Source organism: Mesorhizobium sp. M7A.F.Ca.CA.001.10.2.1 (assembly GCF_003998575.1).
Lineage (GTDB): Bacteria > Pseudomonadota > Alphaproteobacteria > Rhizobiales > Rhizobiaceae > Mesorhizobium.
The window spans coordinates 1-22,413 of the sequence record NZ_RZQY01000007.1 but is presented as its reverse complement, the minus strand read 5'-3'; the positions used below and the strand labels follow the sequence as shown (position 1 = coordinate 22,413).

Below are 22,413 nucleotides of genomic sequence, written 5' to 3'. Positions count from 1 at the left end.
TTTTTCGGCAATGTCGGGGTCGACAAGCCAGGCACGAATTGCGGAAAATAGTTCACACCGATGTCGATTTCCGGGAGGCCCATTCGTCTTCACGATAGGGAGCCGAAGAATTCGCCCAATCAGGAACGATGCGATGACAATCACCATCACGGCATTTGAGCGATCGCCCGATCGCGGCAAGGGACTGGCGCGCGATACGCGCGTTCGCTGGGCGCTCGAAGAGGTAGGGCTGCCTTATGAGGTTCGGTTTGTTTCCTTCGCGCAGATGAAGGCGCCGGACCATCTGGCCCTCCATCCCTTCGGCCAGATCCCCACCTACGAGGAGGGTTCTCTCTCACTGTTCGAGACCGGCTCGATCATCCTTCACCTTGCCGAGCAGCACGCGGGCCTGCTGCCCGGCGATCGCGATGCCCGCGCGCGTGCGATCACGTGGATGTTTGCCGCACTTAACACAGTCGAGCCGCCGATCCTCGAATTAACGACGGCAAAGATATTCGAAGCTGACAAGCCCTGGAGCGAGGAGCGTTTGCCATTGGTGAAGGATCGTGTTCGCGCCTGTCTCGACAGGCTCTCGGCTCGTCTGGACGCCGCCGAGTGGCTCGACGATGCATTCAGCGCGGGCGATCTGTTGATGGTATCGGTGCTGCTGCGACTAAGAATGTCGGGCATTTTGGACGAATATCAAAACCTTGCTGCATATGTAGCGCGCGGTGAAGCTCGGCCTGCTTACATCAGGGCTTTCGCCGCGCAATTTGCGATCAACGCTCCACCGGCCAGCTGAAACATTGGCTGATAAAGCCGAGCCGACAGCCGATTTGACATCAGCTGCCGCCGAAGAGTTGAGCGAGAGCATTGCCCTCAGAGCGAGACGGGCGGCGCCCCCTACCGGTCGACCATCGCCATGCCCCGCTCGGTGTAGCGCGGGCCGGAGATTTTCCCCGGCGCAAGCGCTTCGTCGAGCGCGGCCATCTCGGCGGCATCGAGTTTGATCGCGGCGGCGGCGACGTTCTCTCCCAAGTATTTTGTGCGCTTGGTGCCGGGGATCGGCACGATGTCGATGCCAAAGCCGTCGCCCTTCGCCAGCAGCCATGCCAGCGCGACCTGGCCGGGCTTGACGCCGCGGGCAGCGGCGATGTCGCTCACCTTGGCGGCCGCCTCGACATTGGCGCCGTAGTTTTCGCCCTGGTAGCGCGGGTCGTTGCGGCGATAATCGCCGTCGGGATAGTCTTCCGCGCGCTTGACCTGGCCGGTGAGAAAACCTCGGCCGAGCGGCGAGAACGGCACCAGGCCGATGCCGAGTTCGCCAAGCAGCGGGATGATCTCCGGCTCCAGATTGCGCTCCCACAGCGAATACTCGCTCTGCACCGCTGACACCGGGTGCGCGGCATGCGCCCGGCGGATGTTGGCCGCGCCGGCCTCCGACAGGCCGAAGAAGCGCACCTTGCCTTGCGCGACGAGTTCGCCGACGGCGCCCGCGACATCCTCCATCGGCACCGCCGGGTCGACGCGGTGCTGGTAGAGCAGGTCGATATGGTCGGTTCCGAGGCGGCCGAGCGAGGCTTCCACGACCTCACGAATATGCTCGGGCCGGCTGTCGGTTCCAGCCTGCTTGCCGTTTTCGATGCGGAAGCCGAATTTGGTGGCGATCGTCACCTGGCCGCGCTTGCCCTTCAACGCCCGGCCGAGCAATGCCTCGTTGGTATACGGGCCATAGACCTCGGCGGTGTCGAGGAAGGTGCAGCCGAGTTCGATGGCGCGGTGCAGCGTGGCGATGGATTCGGCCTCGTCGGCCGGGCCGTAGGACTGGCTCATGCCCATGCAGCCGAGGCCGATGGCCGAGACCTGCAGCCCCTGGCTGCCGAGCTTGCGTGTTTTCAGGGTCATGGCAGGCGTTCTCCGGGAAGGTCCAGGAATTATAGCAGCCGATCGCTCAATTCCCACAGGGTGTTCGGCCGCATGTCGATGGCTTGAAGACGACGCGGCCGCCCCATGGCTGCTCACCATGCGGCGGCGCTATTCTTCGACGGCCAGGATCACTCCGGCAATCGCGGCGCCGACAAAAGCGCCCACGGATGCGCCGACAAGGAGATCGGCTGTGATATGGTTGCCGACCACTTCGCCGACACCGCCTCCAACCAATGTGCCGGCAATTATACCGATGAAAAGGCGGAGAAGTGGATCCGTAGTCAGGCGATTCAGCATCATGATGGCCTTTGCAGCTCGCTCACATGTTGGAGGCGACATCGCGGGTGGACGGAGGCTTGGGCCTATGAGCGGCACGCTGGTTTGACGCCTGCGGCGCAACGCTGGGCGTGGCTTTGGCATTCCCAGCGGTGTTGGACGCTTGCGCCTTGCGGCGCCTGAGCCAGTTGGATGACAGTTCGGCAAGGAGACTGCGCAGAGCCTTCACCACGTCCTCCTGAGTGCGGCGAGGCCAAAACCTCTATGCACCCAGTTTGTTCCACACCGAAAACAATCGTTCGCGAAACGGCGCCTGCCGGCGCGATCGGCCTGTTTGCCGGGTTCTGTCGAGGAGTGGATCGGAGGTCGCGGCATGTTCTGCCAAGCAGGCTGGCAGGTGACGTGACGCTGCCCAGGCTCCCAGTGCGCTGAAAGCGGCCGGGCATCACCTGCCGATATAGGCGGCCAGTTCGTCCGGCGTCCCGTTCGGGAAGGCCTGTTTCAGAAAGTCCAGGAAAGCCGACACGCGCGGGCTGAGCAGCCGCCGGGACGGGTAGAGCGTCCACAGAGCGATCTCAGGGCCGTCAATGTCTCCCCAATTCACCAGTGTGCCGTCAGCCAAATCGTGGGCCACCAACGAAATGGGAAGACGTGCTGCCCCGACCCCCGCTCGCACCGCATCGCGCACCATAATGAGCGTTCCCAAAGCGAGGACCGGCTCGATTTTTATCGCCGACCGGCCAGCCTCTGTCTTCACGTGCCATATTTGCCGTTCGCCTGTCCCGCGCGCAACGCCAGGGGCCGGACCACCGGTGCGAGGAAGGTCAGGGCTCGCCACGACGACCAGCCGGTCGCGGAGAAACGCCCGTCCGACCAGGCTTTCGTCGGGATCCGGGTTGACCCGGATTACCAGGTCGTAGCCTTCCTCGATCATGTCCACAGCCCGGTCCTCCGTCGTGACCTCCAGCCTCACCTCCGGAAATTTGAGGGCAAATCCCGCGGCGATCCTCCCCATCGCGGTCTGAGAAAAAAGCAGGGGCGCGCTGATACGCAATCTGCCCTTGGGTCTTTGACCGCCCGAGGCGATCGCCGCGGCCGTCTCGTCCAGTTCGGCAAGCAACGCCCCCGTCCGCTCGAAAAGCGCCCGTCCTTCCTCGGTGAGCTTCAGGTTACGCGCACCCCGTTCAAACAGGCGCAGGTCAAGGCTGCTCTCCAAGTCTCCAACCCGCCGGGACAGCGTTGCCTTGGGCCGGCCGGTGGCCCTTGCCGCTTTGCCGAAACCGCCATGGCGGGCAACGAGGTTGAAATCGGTCAGGGCCAGAAGATCCATGAGTGTTCCACCAGTGAGACGGTACGTCTAAAATTTTCGCCTATTTGAATGTTTGTGAGCCACACATATTGGGCCTGTCAAGCAACCCAACAGGAGAAATTCCATGACCATCCTCGTTACCGGCGCCACAGGCAATGTTGGCCGCCAAGTCGTCGAGCACCTCGTCAAGCGCGGCGCCGACGTCCGTGCTCTCGTCCGCGACCCGTCGAAAGCCAGCTTCCCGGCGGGCGTATCGGTCGCGCAAGGCGACTTCCTCGATGTCGATTCGCTGCGCAAAGCCATGTCCGGTGTTTCCACCCTGTTCCTCTTGAACGCGGTGGTGCCGGACGAATTCACCCAGGCTTTGGTCGCCTTGAACGTCGCCCGATCGGCGGGCATCGAGCGGATTGTCTATCTCTCGGTGATCCATGCCGACGTCTATGTGAACGTGCCGCATTTCGCCGGCAAGTTCGGCGTCGAGCGAATGATCGAGCAGATGGGCTTCAAGGCTACGATCCTGCGTCCGGCCTATTTCATCCAGAACGACCTGATGATCGAAGACGTGATCACCGGCTACGGCACCTACACGATGCCGATCGGCGTCAAGGGTCTCGCCATGATCGATGTGCGTGATATCGCCGAGATCGCCGCTCTCGAGTTGCTGCGTCGCGAACGGTCCGCAGAGCCGCTTGCGCTCGAGCGGATCAATCTCGTCGGTCCGCAGACACTGACGGGAACGGATATCGCGGCCATCTGGTCCGACGTGCTCGCCCGCCCGATCAGCTACGGCGGCGACAACACCGAAGGTTTCGAGCAGAATCTCAAGCAGTTCCTGCCTGCCTGGATGGCGTACGATATGCGCTTGATGGGCGAACGGTTCCTGACCGACGGCATGCTGCCCGAGGCCGGCGACGTCGAGCGCCTGACCGCGCTTCTCGGCCGCCCGTTGCGTCCCTATCGCGACTTCGCCTCACAAATCGCCGGCTCCGCCTGAGGAACTGCTCTGGTCATCACCAAGGTACGGAAACAGCAGGGCGGCCCTTTGAGGAGGCCGCCTTGACTGGCACGGGACAAATGCGCGTTCAGCCGGAATTGCCTTACTGCAGGGTGGCCTCACCAGGTCTGTCGAGTTGGGCGTTGACGCGCTCACCATCGTCGCCACCGAGGCCATCCACGAACAGACCAGCTACGCCGTCGAAATTGGTGAGCCCGTCGAATTCAATTGCCGCGCCAATCAGCTGGGCTGCCTGGAAGACAAGGTATTCGACGTCCTCGAGGGCGACGTTTTCGGCCAGATTCCTGACCCTTACATGCTCCGCCACCGCCGTGATGCTGACGATGCCGGTCTTCCTGAAGGCGACCTGGACTGCTGAACGGACGTCATCGCGTAGTCGCGCCGAGTAATCATACCGCATCGAAACCTCCCAAGGGGACCGGTTTTCGTTGAGGTTGCACAATGCGGCAGAGGCTTCGTCTTGGCAAGTCACGAATTAAAAAATATCTAAACAAATCAGGTAGTTACAATAGTTATGCAAGTGTGCGCCTTACGCCGAATACCCATGAGACTCATCTTGAGCATGAGAAGCAGTTCACCCATCGCGAGGTCTTGACGCGCTAGGAGCGGCTTCCTAATTATGCGGTAAGTGAGTTGAATACTCATTCTACGTATTTGTGGTGCTGAGCGAGGGAAGCGCGATGACTGAACTGGAACGCCCGGAACGGTTGCAGATCATGCTGACGTCAGACGAACTGGCGGCGCTGGAAAACTGGCGCTTCGACAAGCGCATGCCGAGCCGTTCGGCCGCCGTGAGGGAATTGCTGCGGCGCGGTCTTGCCTCGGATGGCTTCCTGACGGCGGAGCAAGGGACGAAGTCGCAAGACTTCGGCATCCTGCCAACCGCCGGCGGCAACGGCATTTCCGACGGCGGCAAGGAGTAGGGCGGTTCACCGTGCCTGAGCCGCCCTGGTCCCGCAGGCCGGTCGGCGGTTGCCGCGACGCGGCGCCGGCTGGCGTACCGGGACGAGACTCTCGGTTCAGAGGATATTGGTCGTCACTTCGACGATTATCGCGGCACCTTCCAGGCTGCCATTGGTGACGTGCACGACGCGCGATACCCGCAGATCCTGCGTGGTTCCGTCGATCGACAGCGCAACACTTTCGCCGATCCGGGGAACCGCCTGGAAAACGGCGTCCGTGGCCTCCGGCCGGTTGTCGATCGATAAGCGGCAGTTGACGGTCATGAGATGTCTCCTGTGTCGGCCCGGTGGTCAACGCAGGGTCCGCGAAATGGTTTCAGGAGCCGGATGCAACTTAACGGCGCCCGGATTCGTAAAGCAGTAATTGCTCCATCGTTCATCGTAACGGAGCAACAGCTCGCTGGGGAGGGCGTTGGGGCTGCCCCGGCGAGCTTGATCCGATTTGCCCAGGGGCGTTGCGTCACCGAGGTATGGAGACGAGTTCCGGAGCCCGCAATTCCCCGGCTATCCTTGCCGCCTGGAAGATTGTCATCAAAACCAGGATGGGCTCACCCTCGGTCGGGTTGATGGTCAGGACGACGCGGCCGAGCTCGTCGCTCATGCCGCAAGACCAGTCCTTCACGGCTATCACCTTTCGGACGGCCATATGCCTTCTCCTGCACGGAAGGTTCTCCGCGGGCTACGCCGTCTGGAGTTGGTCGACAGAACCTTCGCCTGACATTGCAACCAGCCGAAATGCGGCAAATGCGGCCAATATTATGAAAACCGCCGTGACGTTCAGGGACATCGTCGATGCAAGGACGCCCCCGTCAAAGCAACTCAGTTCCATGGCGCTGCACCCCTTGAAGCCACTGACGGTCCGGATGATGATCCTGCTTGGGGCGAAATACAAGCGTTCGCTAATACGCTGATGCCGGCTGGCCAGCCCTGCGCGCAGCTTTTGAACAGCCGAACGCTTGGTTGCTGGTTCCCGCTCAAGGGCTCGAACCTCGATTCACGCCTTCAAAGGGCGCTGTCCTACCATTAGACGAAGCGGGAAAATGCACGTTGCGCCCCACCCCTAGCCGGTTCGCGCGCCGGGATCAACGCACGGGGGCGGCAAAGCCGATTGGAAGCGCGGTGTCAGTCCGGAAAGTTGGTGACAGGTTCCTCGCAGCGGTAGACCGGGCAGCTGCCGTCGCGGGTCGGGACACAGGCCGACATCGGCACCTCCGGCCAGTCGCATTCGTTGCCGAACTGCCTGACATAGCGGTCATAGGTGTTGGGTCCGGTGGTCAGCACCACGGCATGATGGCTTTGGAGCAGTTGCCGGAGTTGGTCGCAACTCATCGTGCGGGTGTCGGGCCTGGCTTCGGCAAGGCCGGTCGCGGCCAGCAGGATCGCTGCCGTCATCAAGGCAATTCGGTGCATCGGCATGGCTATTCCCTCGAATGGAAGTATCGGCCGAAACTCGCATCCCGGCGGGTGGTTCCGCAACCGCCGGCTGGCCGTCTGTGGCGGCGCAACCAAATGGTTCGTCGCGCATTGCTGGGGATGGATGGGAGGAAGCCCTACGAGACCCCGCAATGGCGGCCCGGAAACGGGGACCGCGAGGCCATGTGCTGTTCTTTCTGCGGCGGGCGCGACCACAGCTATGAGGACTGTCCGCAAAGGGATACTGACGCCGATCCAGTGCCGAATGCCCCTGACCCTCCCAAGCCAGACTGATCCGCGCCGGTATGCCGCCAGCAATATGTCAAATGCGACCCGCCGGCATTCGTACATCTGACTGATGTCGTGATTTTCAACGCCGTCCGGCTACATCCTGACCTTACCGGTGTCACCGATTTCCGGGCGGCTGTCGCTGACCGTTGCGGCCAGCATCTTCACATAGCTGACCACGGTGCCGGGGCTGTCCCAATACTGGGCGTCCTTCGGCGTCACCTTAAGCACGCGGATCGAAGGATCATCGGCACTGTCCCACCAGGCCTTGGCCGGGGTCGACCACAACTCCCTGATCTTGGCGCGGTCGTTCGAAACCGCCGCCAGACCGCTGACGGAAACATATTTCTGGCCGCCTGAATCGGCGAAGGCGAGACCGACATTGGGCTCGGCTTCGATCTCGTCATCCTTGTGACTGTCGACATCGGTGAGGAAGTAGACGGCGTTTTCGTCGCGCACCACATGCGCCGCCATCGGTCGCGAGCGGATGTCATCGCCTTCGCGAGTGGCGAGCATACAGAAGCCGATCCTGTCCATCAGTTTCCAGACCCGGTCGAGATCGCTGTTGCCGTCGCTCATTGTGTGCCTCCTTATTGAGCCGTCCATGGGGGTGTCGGGTGCAACTCGCGCAGGCGCGCAAGGTTCCGGACATGAACTGCCCGGACTGTTCCTGGGAGGAATGTTGGAGGCGATTGCAACCAAAACGCACCGCGGCGCATTGGTGGCCATGCGCGCGATCCGCGCATGAGGGAGAAGGGGTCGACAGTGACAGATTTGGCGGGCCGTGATGCCTTGATCGCCATCACCGCCGATGCGCGGCTGGCGGCGATTGTCGATTCGTCCTTCGACGCTATCGTCAGCAAGGATCTGAACAGCATCATCACCAGTTGGAACGCGGCGGCGCAACGCATGTTCGGCTACACCGCCGAAGAGGCCGTCGGCCGCTCCGTGCTCATGCTCATCCCCGATCATCTCAAGGATGAAGAGACCGACATCATCAGCCGGGTTCGCAGGGGCGAGCTGCTGGCCAGCTACGAGACGATCCGCCGGCGCAAGGATGGCGGCCTCATCGCCGTGTCGCTGACCATTTCGCCGATCAGGAACGCGTCCGGCGAGATCATCGGCGCCTCGAAGATCGCCCGCGACATCACCGCCAGCAAGGAGAGCGAGCGCCGGATCAGGCTTTTGCTCCGCGAGGTGAACCATCGCGTCAAGAACCAGTTCGCGGTGATCCTCTCGATGATCAGGGAGACCAGCAAACGCTCGACCGATCCGCGTGAATTCGAGGAGTTGATCCGCTCCCGCATCATGGCGCTGTCGCGGTCGCACGATCTGCTGGTGAACTCGGAATGGGCCGGCGCCAGCCTCTTCGACCTCGCCCAGGAGCAGCTCAAGCCGTTCGGCCACGAGGCGCGGGTATCGCTCTCCGGGCCGCTTTTGACCCTGCAGCCGAACGCCGTGCAGAATCTCGGCATGGCATTTCATGAGCTCGGCACCAACTCATCAAAATATGGCGCGCTGGCGAGCGAGGCCGGGCGGCTCGAGATCACCTGGCGGATCGTCGAAGGCGTTTCTGACAAGCGGGAAATTCATCTGGTTTGGGACGAGACGATGCCGGTGCGCGAGGGAGAGCGGCGGGACGAAAGCACGCGCAAGGGTTTCGGCACCGTCGTCCTGCAACGGGTCGCGCCGCAATCGCTGAACGGCTTGGCGGTGCTGGATCGCAGCCCGGGCCATCTCAAATGGTCCCTGACGGCGCCGCTGGCTTCGATCATCGTTCCGCAGCTCGGCGCCGACGTGCCCGAAACCGAAACGTCCTGAGGCCTTGAGGATTGGCTCCATCAACCTCCCTTTGGCAGATGCGTATTCAAAAGCGGCCGCATCCTTGCCGCACCTGGCCGTGGATTCAGGAACCGCGACCCGGTGGCCGCGTTGTGGCGTCAAGCTTTTGGAGGGGACATCATGGAACAGCTCGTCGAGGAATTCGGCCATTCCACCTACACCTCGTTTCCGGTCATCGCGGCGCGGCTGTTGCTGGCCACCCTCTATGGCGCGGTCATCGGTTTCGAACGCGAATGGCGCAATCGCCCGGCCGGACTTCGCACGCATATCCTCGTCTGCGTCGCCGCCGCCACCTTCGGCATCCTGACGGTCGAGATCGTGCACGCGCCGATGTTCGCGGGGGAATCGGTCAAGGTCGATCCGATCCGGGTGGTCGAGGCGGTGACCGCCGGCGTCGCTTTCCTCGCCGCCGGCTCGATCATGTTTTCGCGCGGCGAGGTGCATGGGCTGACGACCGGCGCCGGCATGTGGCTGGCGGGCGCGATCGGCGTCGCCTGCGGACTGGGTCTTTGGCAAGTGGCCGGGTTCGGCACGCTGATCGTGCTGATAGTTGCCGGCTTTCTGCGCCGGTTCGAACGCGGGCCCGGCCTTGCCGCCGGTGATGAAGGCAGTCAGGCAAAGGCGGAGAAGGAGGGGGCCTCGGCCCGATCAAAGGGAGGGCGAAGGTAATCCCGTTCGCCGAGAGATGCCGTGACTGGTTTCACCGAAGAAGCCGGCCAGCAGATCGGCCGTGCGCGCCGGGTTCTCCTTGGGAAAGAAGTGCCCGCCCGGCATCGCCTGGCCGCGCACATCGTCGGCCCAGCCGCGCCACAGCGCCAGCGGCCCGCCTTCGCCGGCATACCATTGCGCCAACGCGCCCTGACCGCTCCATAGCGCCAGCAGCGGGCAGCGAATGCGCCGGCCGGCTGCCTTGTCGGCATGGTCGTGCTCGCGATCGAGCGTGGCTGCCGCCCGATATTCCTCGCAGATGGCATGGGCGTGGGCAGGCGCGCGCAAGGCCTCGACATAGGCCTGACGCACTTCGGCTGGAAACGCCGATGACGACGAGCCCCAGCCGTTGAGCGCATTGTCGACGATCGCCTCGGCGGCGCTGGACAGGATCTTTTCCGGCAACGGCTCGGGCTGCGCCAGCAGCGACCATGGCCAATAACCCAGCGCCAGCCTGGCGTCGGCCCGGTCCCAGGCATCGGCGGTCGGCACGATGTCGAGAACGGCGAGCCTGTCGATGCTGCCCCGATGATCGAGCGCCATGCGGTAGGCGACACGCCCTCCGCGATCATGGCCGGCGACCATGAAGCTGCTGAAACCCAGCTTCTCCATCAGCCTCATCATATCGGCGGCCATGGTGCGCTTGGCATAGGGGGCGTGGTCGGGAGTGGATGCCGGACACGAACTGCGGCCATAGCCGCGCAGGTCGGCGCAGACGACGCTGAACCGGCTGGCCAGAGCGGGGGCGATGTCGCGCCACATCAGATGCGTTTGCGGAAAGCCGTGCAGCAACAGCAGCGGTGGCCCGCCGCCGGCGCGCAGGCAGAATATGTTGGCATCGCCGGTGTCGATTTCCGCGCCTTGGAAACCCTCGAACATGATCGCCTCCGGCACGCGCAACGGCGGCAAACGGGTTTGGTTGCAATGCCGCCCGGCGAGGCGGCCAACCTTTTTCGTCGACAGACGTTGTCCCTGTGAAGGGAAGGTCGCCGCGGGCGACCGTGCAAGAAAGAAGGAGGCAGTGATGAGAATTCTCGCCATCATGCCAATCGGCCTCATGCTGGCGCTGGCAGTGCCGGCCGCGGCCCAGCAGCAGAACGACAGCCAGGCACAGGCCGACAAATGCAGGGCTCAGACCGAGCAAGGGGCAAAACAGCAGCCTGGACAGCAGGCCGATGACGGCAATTTGACCGCGAAGCTCAACGATTGCGGCGGCGTGCTGAAACCGCCCCCGACGGGCGACCAGGGCATGGCGGCGCCGGCCCCCGAGGAAGGCAAGACGCCGGTGATCAAGCCGGGTGAAGTGCCGCCCCAGCCGCCGAAGCAATAAACGCCGCTGGCTGGTATTATCGCGCAAGCTAATGGAACCTCGTTATCTCAGGAGCGTTTCTCTCACGACTTGGAATTCGGAGAGATTATCGTGAGAGATATTGCGACCACGGCCACGTTGCTTGCCTCGATAGCCATCGTGATTGCCTTGATTCTTCTGGCGCCGAAGAGTTTTGGCTTCGAAACCTCTCAGCCGATTGTCCAGGGCGAGCTTCCAACGAAATGACAAAGCAGGCGAGGCACGACGCCCCGTCTGCTTCCTTTGACACCTACCGCACCAGCACGCCGGCATGGCTGCAGAGCGCTGCGAACGCTTCCTGCGCCTCGGCGGCGCCTGTCCCGGTTTCCAATGCGGCTTCGACCTTCTCGCGCGCCGCCTGGTAGAACGGGCCGCGTTTGGCCTGCGGCCAGTCGATCAGGATTTCGCTGGCATCCTTGAGCGTGGCGACGTCGCGGATCGTGTCCGACCCATGCGGCTTGATCCGCATCGGTGTGGGCAAAATGAGCTCGGACATGTCCTGTTTTCCAACTACTGGAGGAGTTTTGCTTCGCGCGCGGCGTCGATCATCGCCCGCATCGCTTTTTCCGCCGGCGTCCAGCCATCCAGCGCATCGCGGCAACTGCGCAACGCCGCCCGGTAGCGCCGTCCCTGGCCAGACGGCCAGTCGCCGAGGCATTCCAGCCCTTCCCAGGCGCTGCGGATGATGCGCTCGCGCTCAGGCGCGAATTTCAGCCTGATGGGGCGGGGAAACATCTTGTCGTTCAACGGTCGTCTCCATGATTGCCGCAAGTGTCGCTGGCGACATGCGTGAGAGGCGATCGGTAACGTCGGCGGCAGGACAGGGTTCCCTTCCCAGGAGATCAAATCTCGGCGTCGATGTCCGACAGCGATCTCGGCGTCGGCGCTTCGGCGCTGTGCTGCGCTGGGCGGTCATGCTCGAACTGTTCGGTGCCGGGCAGAGCGTGCAGCCAGGTCTCGCGCCTGGAGGTCCACAATTCATATTCGGGCACGAGATCGGTCGGCGCGATGTCGAGGCTGCCGATCGCCACCTCGGCCTCATTGTCGTCGACCCAGGCGACGCGGCCGCCGCATGTCGGGCAAAAGCTCCGCGTGCCATAGGAGCTGACGAGGCCGGTGGTCTCGAAGGCCTCGCGCGGCCAGATGGCAAAGGCCGAATAGACCGAACCGCCGGCCTTGCGGCAATCCTTGCAGTGGCACAGGCCAACGCGCAATGGCGGGCCGTGAACCTCGAACTGCACGCCGCCGCACAGGCAGCTGCCGGTCCTGCGTATGGTGTCGGACATGGCGACCTCCCTCAATGCGTGGCGCTGCCGGCCGGGTGGGACAGATGCTCGTCTGCCGTTTCGTTGGCCAGGATGAGAAACCGGGAAAAAGACATCCTGTTCACCGTACCACCAGGCCCGGTTGACGCGGCCCGCAGCATCTTCAACGCCGCCCAGGCGAAATGGTTTCGGCTAGCCGCGGGCCGCCATATGGGCGTCGAGCTTCTTGCGCGAGGGGCCGTAGCGCTTGATGATGGTCTGTGCCTCGCTTGGCGGGATGCCGTATTTGCGGGCAAAGGCGGCAACCTCGTAGGGCTCTTCACTCGAGACCTGCTTGCGGTCCTGTTTCGTCTTCGACTTGTCGTCAGCCATCTCAGGCCTCGCTTTCTGTTGTCGGGGACGCGCAGTCTTCGGCGCCCGCGATCAACACGACATAACACAGATTGGCGCCGCCGGTTCCACCAGACGACACGGCCTGGGCTGCGATAGGCCTGTATCAGGCCGAGGGCCGCATGGTATCGGCGGCGGCAGCGTGGTCGCCGTCACATTCGGAGCATGCCGCGCTGAGGCCGGGGCAGCCGCGCCGGTGCGTGCCGGCGGGGCAGCAATGGCCGTTGGAACTCGTCCAGCGCGGGCATTCGAAGACCTGGCCAGCGCCACCGCAGCCGCTGCACTCCAGCGGCGCCGACCGCTCGCCATGAGATGTCGCCCCAAACCTGACGCTTGTACGCAAATTTCAGCCCACCCAAAATCGCTGCGTCGGCACGCCGATGCATTAGCCCCGACTAACGATAGCACTTCCGTGATTACCAACAAGTTTCAATCGCGGCGGCGCCGGAAAGCCGTTCGGGCCGTCGTCAGGCCGGCTTCAGCCGCATCGCGGCGAGATACATGAGCGCCGAGGCGGCCTGCCCGCGGTCCCAGCCGGCGGCCTCGACCTTGCGGAGCAGGGCGTCAAGATGCGGAACCAGCATATCCCTGCATTCCTGTTCGTAGACGGTGCTCGTCGCCGGATGCCGCGGTGCGCCGATGGTCAATGCCTTGGCCATGTCCGATTCCCCCTTGGAGCGAGCAATAATATGCCGTCAGCCGGCAAACCGAAAATCTCTCTTGCTGTACGGTGTGACGCTTCGAAAGCCCTCTGCGATCCTGTCGAGAAAAATTGGCCTGATGTGTCGGACCTGGCGCCGGTCGCGCGTCCTAGGAGCGATCAACCTGCAAAGCTGGAGAACGAGCATGTCGTCGCAAATCACTCAATCACCGTGGCAGACCGCGGCCCTTGTCGTCGCCCGGCTGATCTTCGCCGGCGTCTTCCTGATGGCCGTGACCTTCAAGTTCATGGGCATGGACGCCACCGCCGGCTATATCGCCGCCGCCGGCTTTCCGTTTCCGCTGTTCCTGGCCTGGTGCGCGGCGATCCTGGAAGTCGCGCTGGTGCTGTGCTTCCTGACCGGCGCCTTCTTCTCGCAGGCAGCCCTGGTCGCCGCCGCCTATGTGCTGTTCCTCGGCTTCGCCTTTCACGGACCCAGCCACTGGGCAGGCAACCAGGCCGAGTTCGGCTTCTTCGTCGACCATTTTTCGTTCCTGGCCGGACTGCTGTTTGCGGCCGTACATGGACCGGGCAAGGTGCTTTCGCTCAATTCGGGATGGCCGGGCAGGGCTTGAGGCGAGGGCAGCGGGCCACCGCGGACGCACGCCGGCCGCTCACAGCTGGTCGTTGTAGGGTTCCTTTATCTTGCCGACCATGCGGGCCAGCTTCGAAAAAGACGGCATCTCCGCCTCCGGCTGGCACTGGTTGGCGAGTTCCAGCAGCCGGATCGGAAAGTTGACGGCGTCGCGGCTGGACGCGGACATGCCTTCGGATCGCTCCTGGTTGGTTTCGCCGGCCTCGGTCTTGCGCAAGGCCAGGTCGATCTCCTCCGCCGTCAGCACCCCCTTTTGAACCAGGAGGCGGTTGATCGAGGCGACGGCCATCAACAGGCCTTCGAGTTGCAGGTTGGCGACATTCATGGCGATTGCTCCCGTGGCTGGGGTTGAAACGCGCGAGCGGCATTTCCGCTCCAGAAAGGCTGCGGGCGAATGCCTATTCCTGCGTCAGCCGTTCGCCATATTCGCGCCACAGCGCCTTGACCTCCAGGTTGCCGAGGCTGCCGATCGAAACATCCCCACAGCTGATGGCGACGGCGCTGATGTCGTATTGGGGGTAAGCGTTGGCGACGAAACGGATGGCTTCGCCCAGCGAACGCACGCGGATGACTGGATCGGCCTGACCCTGGCCGGTGCTGCGCACGCCGGAAACCGTGGCTTGTGCATGCCGCATCCTGAACACGGATGCCATGGCTGGTCTGTCCATCGTCCTCTCCCACAAGGCCGTGCGACGGGAATCATTCCATGAGCTTCGACGAATGATTTCACACCTGCCGGCTTATGACCAGCCGCCGGCAAAAGCAGGGTTTTACGCGCTTGCCAGCGTCGCTCCGAGTGGGAGTTCCGACCGGTCTAGGAATTTTTTCTCAAAAAACGGTTGACGGGGTGAGTGCAGCTTTGCCTTCCAGACGCTGAACCCTGTGATCGGCACCGATGACATTGTGCTGTCGTTTTACCAGTCCGACGACACCGTCGGCGATATCCAGGCAGCCGCGCAAGGCATCATCGACCAGGCCCAGGCGGCGGCGGATGTGGCGACGGGCGCCATGACGACCGTGCTCGATCCGCAATTTGCGACCAAGGCGACGGCGGAAGCCTATTCGCCGGCGGTTGCGCCGGATTATATCAGGACTGCCGGCTATTCGCAGGTCGGCGACGGCCAAGCCCTCTACAGGAAGAATGGCACCATTTTGGCTGGCGGGGGCGGTCTGGCGATCACGCTGCAAGGTGGAGCGAAAGCCGGCTTCGACATCATCAACGCACCGAGGTCGAAGGAGATCAACATTCGCGCGGCGGGCGCCGACACGGCAGCCGGCAACAACAGGACCGCGATCGTCAACGCCATTGCTGCCGCCGGGCAGGGCAGGCTGATCATCCCGGCTGGCACATTCTCGCTGGCCGGCAATATCGACATTCCGCAGGGGTTGACGGTCGAGTTTGATGACAGGGCGCTTTTGCAGCGTACCGAGGACGCCATGCACCTTTTCAACCTGAAGGGCGACAACCGTATCATCGCGCCGAAGGTTAACGGCGCCTGGAATCATGTCGCGGCTGCGAACGGCTTTGGCGTCTTCAACATCAGCGGCATCTCCGGCGTCACGATCGAGCATGGCACGCTCACCGGTACGCAAGGCGACCACTACCGCATTGCCGATTCCAGCTGGGTCTACATCGACGACGCCAGGGGCGATACGGCGCGCAACATCGTCACCATCAACGACGAGGTTTCCGGCACAAGTCACGTGTTTGTCCGCCGCGCTCGCGTGAGCGCCTATTTGAACGGTTTTGATGCAGAGAGTGACGACGACTGGCCGGTGAGCGATATCGAGGTGGATATCGACTGGACGCAGCTTGGCGGCGTTCAACTTGGCGCGGCCGTCGCGTTCACCCGCAGCGCTGCGCCCGCCGGATCGGTGTTGAAGTACAAACGCCTTCGCATCAGTGCCAAGTCCAGGGATGGCCTTTATGGCCTGGTGCTGCGAGGGGCCAAGGATATCGAGGTGCGCAGCCTGGTGACGGAAGGCGTGCAGCAAGGCATTCGCGCCGGCACCGGCCATCATATCGAAGATCTTCGCCTGCTGTCGTTCGACATCCAGGCGACGCATCAGGGGATCTATATCGAAACCCCGGCCGGGCAACAGATCTCGCGCGGCGCCAGGATTGGTGCCGGCCGCATCTTTGGGTTTACCCAGGCCAATGCCTACGGCGTCTTCAGCGCGGCGGATGAAACCATTGTGTCGGCCGACACGCTTGTCGACATGGGCGGCGCGGCGGCGTCCATTGGCGTTCGATTGAACGGCGACATGTCGCAAACCCATGCAGGCATCGCGGATGCGCGATCGTCCTATGTCGCCCTGTCGACAATATCGGGCGAACGGCAGAGGGCGACGGGTGGCCTTTTCAAGGCGACGACCGGCAGCGTCGTCAACGATGTGAAAATCAGCGGATCCTCGCCAAACGTCGAGGTGCGGGGCAACATCTACTCCGGTACGGCGACGGGCAAGCCAACCGATGACGGATCGCACATGGCGCTAATTGAAGGAAACCGGGGCGGCGATCTTTTCAAGGGCTATAAGTCGACGCCGGACGCAACGCCCGTTCTTATGATCTTCGAAGCCGGAAACAGCTTTGTTCCGATCAGGCCAGGGCAAGGCGTGAAGTTCACCGCCGATGTCGCTGCCCGCCGCACGGATGGTTCGTCGTCGACCAGCGCCGGCTATGTGTTCGCCGGCGTGATCCGCAACACGGGCGGAACCCTGGCGGTCGAAGGTGCGATCACCAAAACGGTGATCGGCGAATATGCGACCGACGCCGCTTCACTCGACGCCTCCGTCGCCGTGGGGGCTTCCGGAATTGAGGTGACCGTTGTCGGCGTCGCGGCAAAGACCTATGGCTGGAACGCCGTTGTGCGGCTTCAGGAGGTTTGATGCTGCATGGAAGCTGGACGCTGCCAATGCCATCACAATCGCAGTTGATATCTGCCGGCTGATCCAAAGGCCTGCCTCTATCTCAAGACCAAAATCTCTTTTCAGCCTCGCTTCGCGGGGCTTTTTTCATGGAGCACGCCAGCATGGCCCGATCTTCAGCCGCCGCCGTTCGCCTTCTGACCGGCGAGCGCGAACCTGTTCGCCTGGCGACGACCGCCAGCATTGCGCTTTCCGGCCTTCAGACCATCGACGGGGTAGCGACGGAGGTGGGCGACCGCGTGCTGGTCAAGGACCAGGCCGACCAGACGCAGAACGGTATCTATACGGTCAGCGAAGGCCGATGGTTCCGCGCTGCCGATGCCCGCACCGGGCGCACCATGCAGAAGGGAACGACGGTGCATGTCCAGCAGGGCAACGCCTCGGCCGATTTTGTCTTTGCCTTCCAGACGCTTAACCCTGTGATCGGCACCGATGACATTGTGCTCTCGTTCTACCAGTCCGACGACACCGTCGGCGATATCCAGGCAGCCGCGCAAGGCATCATCGACCAGGCCCAGGCCGCTGCGGACGTAGCGACGGGCGCCATGACGACGGTGATCGATCCGCAATTCGCGACCAAGGCGACGGCCGAGGCATTTTACCCGCCGATAGCACCCACATACATCCGCACCGCCTTCTGCGACAGCTCTCAGGTGGCAGGCAGCGGCGCTGTGTACCGCAAGAATGGAACGAATGTCGGGGATTTGGTGATCACGCTGAGCGATGGCATGACGAAGACAGGCTATACGCTCGCCTCAATTCCGGTGACGGCATCAATGCTCGGCGCGCGTGGTGGCGGTGCGAATGCCACGGCTGCTATCAGTGCACTGCTCGCGGGCAGCTATCCGCATGTGCTGATTGACGGCTCCTACCAGACCGACGGCAACCACACGATCTCGACAGCGAAGAAGCGCGTCGAATGCCTGGGCGGCTCTGCCCTAATCCTGCGCGCGCCAGTCGGCACCGTTACCGGCCACCATCCCGTCATCGATATTGCTGCCGATGACGTCCTGATAGACGGGGACCTCACGATTGATGGTGGATCACATGCCGGCTACCAGGCTTCTATCGGTATTCGCGTCGGCCTCTCCACTGGTGCACGCCGGAAGCGGCCGACAATTCGCGGCGTGAAAGTCCGCAATCTTGGCCTTGCCGGCGTGATGGCGCTCTGTGTCGACAGCCCGACGATTGAGGACATTGACGGCTATAACATCGTCACGCCAACCGGCGGCGAGTTTGGCGACACGGTTTACGTGGCCGGCGTCCGCAAGCCGATCGTGCGCAACATCCGGTCGGCGAAGTGCAAACGCGACGGCGTCGTGTTGACCTATACGGGGAATCTAAACACCACCGACGTGTTAGTCGACGGGGTTTTCGCGGATGCACATCTCGACAGCCCCTCCGCCGGTGTCTGGGTGGAGATGACCGGTGCGCGAGATCCGCGAGGGATCATAACTAACGTAGTGGCGAATGACTGTCTGGTTGGCGTAGCTGCGACTGATGCCAACAGCGAGATCGTCATTTCGAATGTCAGGGCAATCGGCAACCGGCTCTCCGGTAGTTCTGCCGGTAACGTCTTTGGCGTTCAGATTCAGTCGGGCCGGCTCGATAACTGGTACATCGATCGCTACAACACCGCCCTGCAATTGGAGCCAAACGGCGAATATCAGTTCGCCCTCAGCTCGCAAGTTGGATCGTTTGCGACTGGCGAAACGGTCAGCGGCGGCACCTCTGGCTCCGCCGGAACCCTGCGGTTCCAACATTTTGAAATCGTCATCACCGGTTCAACCGTCGACTATGAACTCGGTGAGACGGTGACAGGCGGTTCATCCGGCGCGACGGGCATCTTGGTCGACTTCTTTGCCAACGTGCTAAGGGTCTTGCCGATAAGTGGGACGTTTCAGGCCGGTGAGACAATCACTGGAGGCAACTCTGCGATTGCCAAAACAGCAAACAGCGCGACCCGGCGCATCTATGTGCGCGGCTCGGCCGGCATCTTTCCGGCTGGCGAGACGATCACGGGTGGAATGTCGGGTGCCACAGCCGTAATCGCCGCGCCCTACCAGACGCCTCTTGCGATCGGTCCGGGCACGTTGATGAACTGCTCGACCGACGCCGTCGTCGTTGCGAACGTAGTGACACCGGCGAGCCTTAGCCTTTCTGGCATCAGGGGAAACACCCAGTCGCATGGCATCCGGTTCAACCTTTCCGTGGGCCAACGGCTGCGCAAAGCCAGTCTCAGGGACATCGCCCTGAAAAACTCGACCTCCATTGGCGTTGCTTTTCGGGTAAGCACCGGCGGCGTGATAGACGAAATGCTGGTCGATGGCTTTGACATGACGGAATGGGTTGGTGATGGCACCGGCAGTTCCATCACGGCCGGCATCGCGACCAGGTTTATTGGCGGCAACAATCCCGGCCTGCAGGGGACGTCGAGTGTGCCGACCAATCTGACCGTCAACACAACGCTGTCCGGGCTTCACAACCGGGCACTCTGCCACAACAACGGGGCCGGCGGGACGCGGACACATACGCTGCCGCCTGCCGTGCCTGGCCTTCGGATCGGCTTTGCCGGAGTACACGCAACCCATGTCATGAACATCGAGCCCAACGGGACGGACACGATCAAGGGCGGCGGTGCAGGAAAATATCTCATTCTCGATCCCGGCGAGCGTGTAACCCTGGAGGCATACGCAACGGGCTCATGGGTGGTCAGCGCGACAGTCGGCTGGGCGGGCGATTTCGAGTTGTAGACTTTGTCGTTGTGAATGACCGAATCGCCTAGGTTGCTTTTTTGATCCAAATGGACGAACGAAAGATATGGTGCTCGCTCTGTGGTCAATGGTGGCCGTGACCACCTTTATACTTGTGGCCCGCCACAATCGGGTTTCTGTTGTAGCGATTGGCTATGTCGGCCTTCTTGCTTATTCGGTGCCCGCGCTGATTGGCTTCACGCGACCTGTGAGCGCGAAAGGATTGGTGCCATATCTCGAGCCGGCGTCGTCGGAAGCAATTCTGGTGATGGTCGCTGCTTGGCTAGGGTTCGGGTTGGCGCTGCTGCTGATGCCTTCGTCTGTGGACGGGGGGCGTCCCCCTTGTTACCAGCTGCACCCGATGCGGGTCACCTGGTTCATTCGGTGCGCGCTGATCATTTCTTTAGCCTGCTATGCATGGATGGCAAACAGGGCTGGACTTGAGTGGTACGCGATGGAGCGTGCCGACATCTATGACGCCGTTGGTGGGCTCATTTCGATCGTGTGGCGTTGGGTCAGCGGCATCGGCCTTCTGGCATCGATCTATTTCGATAGGTTGTGGGGTCGCGGCGCTCGTATTTATCAAGCCATCTTTGCGTTAATGGTCGCACTTAATGCGATCGCGGGTGATCGGACTGTCCCGGTGATCTTGGCAATGGCGTTCGCCATCGTGTTGTTGTGGGAGTGGCCGATAACGAAGGCGGCCCTGCATTGGAAGGCATGGGCGATCGGGCTGGCGACGCTTGCGATCATCTTCTTTATGAAGCCCTTCTATCTGGCCTACAAACGCGACCTGCCGTTTGGCAGGATGCTGGCAGGCGGTTCTGATCCGATGGCTATGGTGGCCTCCTGGGAAGCCTTCGGCACTCATGAAAACATCGAAGGGCTGATTAGGAGTAGCACGACCTATCCATGGTGGAACACGGTTCGCGATACCTTGGCGCAACTGCTAATTCAGCCGTCGGCCTTCGGCTTTGACAGCACTGGGTTCAACACGGTGCTCCAGACCCAGATATTTTCGCAGGCGTTGTACGGCTTGGCTGGTACATTCTGGGGGCAGGCGTGGGCGATTGGTGGTATTCCCGTTGTGATCGTATTTGGGTTGATCTATGGCGGAGCGTTGGTGGCGTTGCACCATGCTTCGCTCAAAAGTAAGGGTATGTGGTTCTTCTTCTGGATCATCCTCGGCAGCGTGATAGGGGTCTATGCGCACCGGAATGCCTTGGAGAACGTTCTTGCGCAGGCACGGCAGCCATTCGTCGGTTTCGTGACGATTCAGGTCTTGGTGTGGGTACTGCTCTTCGGGCGCTTCCATACCAGCGTTCCGGCTGTTCCGATTGTGGGTCGAGACTACGGCAAATGAACTGATGTTGAGCAGCGCCTTGGGGGAGGCAAATGAACTGATGTTGAGCAGCGCCTTGGGGGAGGCAAATGAATGGTGGAGCAGGTATATCTCGATCAGCAGCATGATCGTCTTGTATTCATCGACCGACCAGCCGACGAAGGATTCTGGGACGATCGTTGGGCGCAATCCCTAACAGCAGCGGACATTCGGAAAAAGAGCGTCTTTGTCCAGCATGTTACCCGAAAGTATTTAAGCCCGCCTGATCGAGTGATTGATGCAGGCTGCGGTGTGGCCAATACAGTCTTTGGGCTCCATCACGCAGGGTTCGAGGCTTACGGATTAGACTTTGCCCCCGTAACCATCGCTAGGATCAAAAAGCACGCCCCAGAACTTAATATCGTTCTCGGTGACGTGCGAGAAATGCCATTCGAGGATGCCTTTTTCGAAGGGGTGTGGTCCTTGGGGGTGATCGAACACTTCAAGGATGGTTACGCATCGATCATCGAGGAGGCACGCCGAGTGCTGAAACCTGGCGGACTCCTTTTCCTAACTGTCCCCAGCGTGTCGCCATTGAGGCGTCTAAAGATGCGGCTCGGTCGATACGAAGATGTGAGTGCCGCGGACATGGCCCGATTTTACCAATTTGCCTTCACCCCGAACGACACAATTAGAACGATCAGCGGGATGGGGTTCCGGCTTTTGGAAAGTCGGTCCAGGGGCGGATATCTGGGGTTGATGCGGGAGAGCAGCTTGTTAAAGCGCCTGCTTGAACCATTGTATGAGAGCCGGTCGCGACCGATGGTGACCTTACGACGCGCGATCGACTTAGTGATCAGCCCAGTATCCTTTCACACAAAGCTGTTCGTCTTCAAAAAGCACTAGCTGAAACTCGCTGAATTTCGAACTCCTATTGATCTTTATCCTGACGGAGCTTCTCATCGATGTCTCTCAGGCTTTTGTTGTACGCGCGCGTCTCTCGCCGCACCCCTATCGTGGCAATAACTACCCACGCGATGGAGAAGGCGCCGATGAGGACTCCTAAAACTAAATGTTTTATGTCAGGCATATGTGCTTTTACGCGCCCTAGGTGCGTCAATGACTTACCGAGCGCACGGGTCTCTTGCTGATACTCAGAATTTTAAAGTCTGTATCTGCCAACTTGGCGAATGATATCCAGAATCATAATCGCCCGCGTCAAACCTAACCTCCACCCGGCGAACATACCAAAAATCAAAAACTGAACAACTGCCCGGAAGGGCGGAAAGGAACCACCATGGACCGCAACTTCGCGCGGGCGCTTGCGCTTGTTCTCAAATCGGAAGGCGGCTGGTCGGACAATCCGGCTGACCCCGGCGGCGCCACCATGAAGGG

29 protein-coding genes and 1 tRNA gene are annotated in these 22,413 nt (G+C 61.8%); 13 read left to right on the top strand and 17 right to left on the bottom strand.

The features are described from left to right. Positions 1-133 precede the first annotated feature (133 nt). Positions 134-781: a glutathione S-transferase family protein gene (locus EN964_RS01090; RefSeq protein WP_127271145.1), complete on the top strand. Its 648-nt coding sequence runs from the start codon at positions 134-136 to the stop codon at positions 779-781. A gap of 101 nt (positions 782-882) precedes the next feature. On the opposite strand, the gene EN964_RS01085 is transcribed toward EN964_RS01090, so the two are convergent. The 3 genes from EN964_RS01085 to EN964_RS01070 all read right to left on the bottom strand — a co-directional run bounded on the left by EN964_RS01085 (position 883) and on the right by EN964_RS01070 (position 3,511). After that, positions 883-1,884 (bottom strand): aldo/keto reductase, encoded by a 1,002-nt coding sequence (locus EN964_RS01085; RefSeq protein WP_127270568.1) that lies wholly within the window; start codon positions 1,882-1,884, stop codon positions 883-885. A 129-nt stretch (positions 1,885-2,013) separates the two neighbouring features. After that, on the bottom strand, positions 2,014-2,202 hold the full coding sequence (locus tag EN964_RS01080) for a hypothetical protein (RefSeq protein ID WP_127270567.1): 189 nt from the start codon (positions 2,200-2,202) through the stop codon (positions 2,014-2,016). A gap of 424 nt (positions 2,203-2,626) precedes the next feature. Then, positions 2,627-3,511 (bottom strand): LysR family transcriptional regulator, encoded by an 885-nt coding sequence (locus tag EN964_RS01070; RefSeq protein ID WP_127270566.1) that lies wholly within the window; start codon positions 3,509-3,511, stop codon positions 2,627-2,629. Between the two features lie 103 nt (positions 3,512-3,614). Between EN964_RS01070 and EN964_RS01065 the strand changes: the two genes are divergently transcribed. Next, the gene (locus EN964_RS01065; RefSeq protein WP_127271143.1) at positions 3,615-4,484 is read left to right on the top strand and encodes an NmrA/HSCARG family protein; all 870 of its coding nucleotides are present in this window, start codon (positions 3,615-3,617) and stop codon (positions 4,482-4,484) included. Between the two features lie 103 nt (positions 4,485-4,587). Here the strand turns inward: EN964_RS01065 and EN964_RS01060 are convergent, their stop codons facing one another. After that, positions 4,588-4,905: a hypothetical protein gene (locus EN964_RS01060; RefSeq protein WP_127269194.1), complete on the bottom strand. Its 318-nt coding sequence runs from the start codon at positions 4,903-4,905 to the stop codon at positions 4,588-4,590. A 280-nt stretch (positions 4,906-5,185) separates the two neighbouring features. Between EN964_RS01060 and EN964_RS01055 the strand changes: the two genes are divergently transcribed. After that, positions 5,186-5,428 (top strand): hypothetical protein, encoded by a 243-nt coding sequence (locus tag EN964_RS01055; RefSeq protein ID WP_127269195.1) that lies wholly within the window; start codon positions 5,186-5,188, stop codon positions 5,426-5,428. A 96-nt stretch (positions 5,429-5,524) separates the two neighbouring features. On the opposite strand, the gene EN964_RS01050 is transcribed toward EN964_RS01055, so the two are convergent. The 5 genes from EN964_RS01050 to EN964_RS01025 form a co-directional block, all read right to left on the bottom strand. Further along, positions 5,525-5,731 (bottom strand): hypothetical protein, encoded by a 207-nt coding sequence (locus EN964_RS01050; RefSeq protein ID WP_127269196.1) that lies wholly within the window; start codon positions 5,729-5,731, stop codon positions 5,525-5,527. Between the two features lie 196 nt (positions 5,732-5,927). Then, positions 5,928-6,113, bottom strand: coding sequence for a hypothetical protein (locus tag EN964_RS01045; protein WP_127269197.1), 186 nt, complete (start codon positions 6,111-6,113; stop codon positions 5,928-5,930). A 318-nt stretch (positions 6,114-6,431) separates the two neighbouring features. Then, positions 6,432-6,505, bottom strand: a tRNA-Gln gene (locus EN964_RS01035). Between the two features lie 84 nt (positions 6,506-6,589). Next, entirely contained in the window at positions 6,590-6,883 is a 294-nt protein-coding gene (locus EN964_RS01030; RefSeq protein ID WP_127269198.1) for a hypothetical protein, read from the bottom strand. 381 nt (positions 6,884-7,264) lie between these two features. Next, positions 7,265-7,747: a pyridoxamine 5'-phosphate oxidase family protein gene (locus EN964_RS01025; protein ID WP_127269199.1), complete on the bottom strand. Its 483-nt coding sequence runs from the start codon at positions 7,745-7,747 to the stop codon at positions 7,265-7,267. Positions 7,748-7,933: 186 nt separating this feature from the next. Between EN964_RS01025 and EN964_RS01020 the strand changes: the two genes are divergently transcribed. Further along, entirely contained in the window at positions 7,934-8,989 is a 1,056-nt protein-coding gene (locus EN964_RS01020) for a PAS domain S-box protein (RefSeq protein ID WP_127269200.1), read from the top strand. 141 nt (positions 8,990-9,130) lie between these two features. Next, on the top strand, positions 9,131-9,679 hold the full coding sequence (locus tag EN964_RS01015; protein WP_127271137.1) for an MgtC/SapB family protein: 549 nt from the start codon (positions 9,131-9,133) through the stop codon (positions 9,677-9,679). Here the strand turns inward: EN964_RS01015 and EN964_RS01010 are convergent. Continuing rightward, positions 9,659-10,597 carry an alpha/beta fold hydrolase gene (locus EN964_RS01010; RefSeq protein WP_206517099.1) on the bottom strand — a complete coding sequence of 313 codons (939 nt, stop codon included), beginning with the start codon at positions 10,595-10,597 and terminating at the stop codon, positions 9,659-9,661. The genes EN964_RS01015 and EN964_RS01010 overlap by 21 nt on opposite strands. 145 nt (positions 10,598-10,742) lie before the next feature. Here EN964_RS01010 and EN964_RS01005 point away from each other — a divergent pair, with 145 nt between their 5' ends. Both EN964_RS01005 and EN964_RS39060 read left to right on the top strand, forming a co-directional pair. Beyond that, complete coding sequence (locus tag EN964_RS01005) at positions 10,743-11,048, top strand: hypothetical protein (RefSeq protein ID WP_127271135.1); 306 nt, start codon at positions 10,743-10,745, stop codon at positions 11,046-11,048. A 90-nt stretch (positions 11,049-11,138) separates the two neighbouring features. After that, positions 11,139-11,273: a hypothetical protein gene (locus EN964_RS39060; protein ID WP_255337188.1), complete on the top strand. Its 135-nt coding sequence runs from the start codon at positions 11,139-11,141 to the stop codon at positions 11,271-11,273. 43 nt (positions 11,274-11,316) lie between these two features. On the opposite strand, the gene EN964_RS01000 is transcribed toward EN964_RS39060, so the two are convergent. From EN964_RS01000 to EN964_RS00980, 5 genes are all read right to left on the bottom strand, one after another. Further along, positions 11,317-11,562, bottom strand: a complete 246-nt coding sequence (locus EN964_RS01000; RefSeq protein ID WP_127271133.1) for a DUF982 domain-containing protein — start codon at positions 11,560-11,562, stop codon at positions 11,317-11,319. 14 nt (positions 11,563-11,576) lie between these two features. Next, positions 11,577-11,813 (bottom strand): DUF982 domain-containing protein, encoded by a 237-nt coding sequence (locus tag EN964_RS00995; RefSeq protein ID WP_127270771.1) that lies wholly within the window; start codon positions 11,811-11,813, stop codon positions 11,577-11,579. 95 nt (positions 11,814-11,908) lie between these two features. Continuing rightward, positions 11,909-12,352 (bottom strand): GFA family protein, encoded by a 444-nt coding sequence (locus EN964_RS00990; protein WP_127270773.1) that lies wholly within the window; start codon positions 12,350-12,352, stop codon positions 11,909-11,911. Between the two features lie 171 nt (positions 12,353-12,523). Then, positions 12,524-12,703, bottom strand: coding sequence for a DUF3606 domain-containing protein (locus tag EN964_RS00985; RefSeq protein WP_023813816.1), 180 nt, complete (start codon positions 12,701-12,703; stop codon positions 12,524-12,526). Positions 12,704-13,188: 485 nt separating this feature from the next. Continuing rightward, positions 13,189-13,380: a hypothetical protein gene (locus EN964_RS00980; protein ID WP_127270775.1), complete on the bottom strand. Its 192-nt coding sequence runs from the start codon at positions 13,378-13,380 to the stop codon at positions 13,189-13,191. Between the two features lie 187 nt (positions 13,381-13,567). Between EN964_RS00980 and EN964_RS00975 the strand changes: the two genes are divergently transcribed. Next, positions 13,568-13,996, top strand: coding sequence for a DoxX family protein (locus EN964_RS00975; RefSeq protein ID WP_127270776.1), 429 nt, complete (start codon positions 13,568-13,570; stop codon positions 13,994-13,996). Positions 13,997-14,035: 39 nt separating this feature from the next. Here EN964_RS00975 and EN964_RS00970 read toward each other — a convergent pair whose 3' ends face one another. Together EN964_RS00970 and EN964_RS00965 are read right to left on the bottom strand one after the other, a co-directional pair. Then, a complete protein-coding gene (locus EN964_RS00970) occupies positions 14,036-14,341 on the bottom strand; it encodes a hypothetical protein (protein WP_023813813.1) in 306 nt (101 codons plus the stop codon). A gap of 73 nt (positions 14,342-14,414) precedes the next feature. Continuing rightward, the gene (locus tag EN964_RS00965; protein ID WP_127270778.1) at positions 14,415-14,684 is read right to left on the bottom strand and encodes a hypothetical protein; all 270 of its coding nucleotides are present in this window, start codon (positions 14,682-14,684) and stop codon (positions 14,415-14,417) included. Positions 14,685-14,898: 214 nt separating this feature from the next. On the opposite strand from EN964_RS00965, the gene EN964_RS37480 reads away from it, so the two are divergent. From EN964_RS37480 to EN964_RS00940, 5 genes are all read left to right on the top strand, one after another. Continuing rightward, the gene (locus EN964_RS37480; protein WP_164748726.1) at positions 14,899-16,905 is read left to right on the top strand and encodes a hypothetical protein; all 2,007 of its coding nucleotides are present in this window, start codon (positions 14,899-14,901) and stop codon (positions 16,903-16,905) included. Between the two features lie 128 nt (positions 16,906-17,033). Beyond that, positions 17,034-19,697: a hypothetical protein gene (locus EN964_RS00955; RefSeq protein WP_164748725.1), complete on the top strand. Its 2,664-nt coding sequence runs from the start codon at positions 17,034-17,036 to the stop codon at positions 19,695-19,697. A gap of 67 nt (positions 19,698-19,764) precedes the next feature. Continuing rightward, positions 19,765-21,060: a hypothetical protein gene (locus EN964_RS00950; protein ID WP_127270495.1), complete on the top strand. Its 1,296-nt coding sequence runs from the start codon at positions 19,765-19,767 to the stop codon at positions 21,058-21,060. 72 nt (positions 21,061-21,132) lie between these two features. Next, complete coding sequence (locus tag EN964_RS00945; protein WP_127270497.1) at positions 21,133-21,924, top strand: bifunctional 2-polyprenyl-6-hydroxyphenol methylase/3-demethylubiquinol 3-O-methyltransferase UbiG; 792 nt, start codon at positions 21,133-21,135, stop codon at positions 21,922-21,924. A gap of 391 nt (positions 21,925-22,315) precedes the next feature. After that, on the top strand, positions 22,316-22,413 hold a 98-nt coding region (locus tag EN964_RS00940), incomplete at its 3' end, for a glycosyl hydrolase 108 family protein (RefSeq protein WP_281059553.1).

Bases quoted from the DNA above. Each gene is read 5' to 3' on its own strand.
- EN964_RS01090 (WP_127271145.1), top strand. From the start codon at position 134: ATGACAATCACCATCACGGCATTTGAGCGATCGCCCGATCGCGGCAAG.
- EN964_RS01085 (WP_127270568.1), bottom strand. From the start codon at position 1,884: ATGACCCTGAAAACACGCAAGCTCGGCAGCCAGGGGCTGCAGGTCTCG.
- EN964_RS01080 (WP_127270567.1), bottom strand. From the start codon at position 2,202: ATGCTGAATCGCCTGACTACGGATCCACTTCTCCGCCTTTTCATCGGT.
- EN964_RS01070 (WP_127270566.1), bottom strand. From the start codon at position 3,511: ATGGATCTTCTGGCCCTGACCGATTTCAACCTCGTTGCCCGCCATGGC.
- EN964_RS01065 (WP_127271143.1), top strand. From the start codon at position 3,615: ATGACCATCCTCGTTACCGGCGCCACAGGCAATGTTGGCCGCCAAGTC.
- EN964_RS01060 (WP_127269194.1), bottom strand. From the start codon at position 4,905: ATGCGGTATGATTACTCGGCGCGACTACGCGATGACGTCCGTTCAGCA.
- EN964_RS01055 (WP_127269195.1), top strand. From the start codon at position 5,186: ATGACTGAACTGGAACGCCCGGAACGGTTGCAGATCATGCTGACGTCA.
- EN964_RS01050 (WP_127269196.1), bottom strand. From the start codon at position 5,731: ATGACCGTCAACTGCCGCTTATCGATCGACAACCGGCCGGAGGCCACG.
- EN964_RS01045 (WP_127269197.1), bottom strand. From the start codon at position 6,113: ATGGCCGTCCGAAAGGTGATAGCCGTGAAGGACTGGTCTTGCGGCATG.
- EN964_RS01030 (WP_127269198.1), bottom strand. From the start codon at position 6,883: ATGCCGATGCACCGAATTGCCTTGATGACGGCAGCGATCCTGCTGGCC.
- EN964_RS01025 (WP_127269199.1), bottom strand. From the start codon at position 7,747: ATGAGCGACGGCAACAGCGATCTCGACCGGGTCTGGAAACTGATGGAC.
- EN964_RS01015 (WP_127271137.1), top strand. From the start codon at position 9,131: ATGGAACAGCTCGTCGAGGAATTCGGCCATTCCACCTACACCTCGTTT.
- EN964_RS01010 (WP_206517099.1), bottom strand. From the start codon at position 10,597: ATGTTCGAGGGTTTCCAAGGCGCGGAAATCGACACCGGCGATGCCAAC.
- EN964_RS01005 (WP_127271135.1), top strand. From the start codon at position 10,743: ATGAGAATTCTCGCCATCATGCCAATCGGCCTCATGCTGGCGCTGGCA.
- EN964_RS01000 (WP_127271133.1), bottom strand. From the start codon at position 11,562: ATGTCCGAGCTCATTTTGCCCACACCGATGCGGATCAAGCCGCATGGG.
- EN964_RS00990 (WP_127270773.1), bottom strand. From the start codon at position 12,352: ATGTCCGACACCATACGCAGGACCGGCAGCTGCCTGTGCGGCGGCGTG.
- EN964_RS00985 (WP_023813816.1), bottom strand. From the start codon at position 12,703: ATGGCTGACGACAAGTCGAAGACGAAACAGGACCGCAAGCAGGTCTCG.
- EN964_RS00980 (WP_127270775.1), bottom strand. From the start codon at position 13,380: ATGGCCAAGGCATTGACCATCGGCGCACCGCGGCATCCGGCGACGAGC.
- EN964_RS00975 (WP_127270776.1), top strand. From the start codon at position 13,568: ATGTCGTCGCAAATCACTCAATCACCGTGGCAGACCGCGGCCCTTGTC.
- EN964_RS00970 (WP_023813813.1), bottom strand. From the start codon at position 14,341: ATGAATGTCGCCAACCTGCAACTCGAAGGCCTGTTGATGGCCGTCGCC.
- EN964_RS00965 (WP_127270778.1), bottom strand. From the start codon at position 14,684: ATGGACAGACCAGCCATGGCATCCGTGTTCAGGATGCGGCATGCACAA.
- EN964_RS00955 (WP_164748725.1), top strand. From the start codon at position 17,034: ATGGAGCACGCCAGCATGGCCCGATCTTCAGCCGCCGCCGTTCGCCTT.
- EN964_RS00950 (WP_127270495.1), top strand. From the start codon at position 19,765: ATGGTGCTCGCTCTGTGGTCAATGGTGGCCGTGACCACCTTTATACTT.
- EN964_RS00945 (WP_127270497.1), top strand. From the start codon at position 21,133: ATGGTGGAGCAGGTATATCTCGATCAGCAGCATGATCGTCTTGTATTC.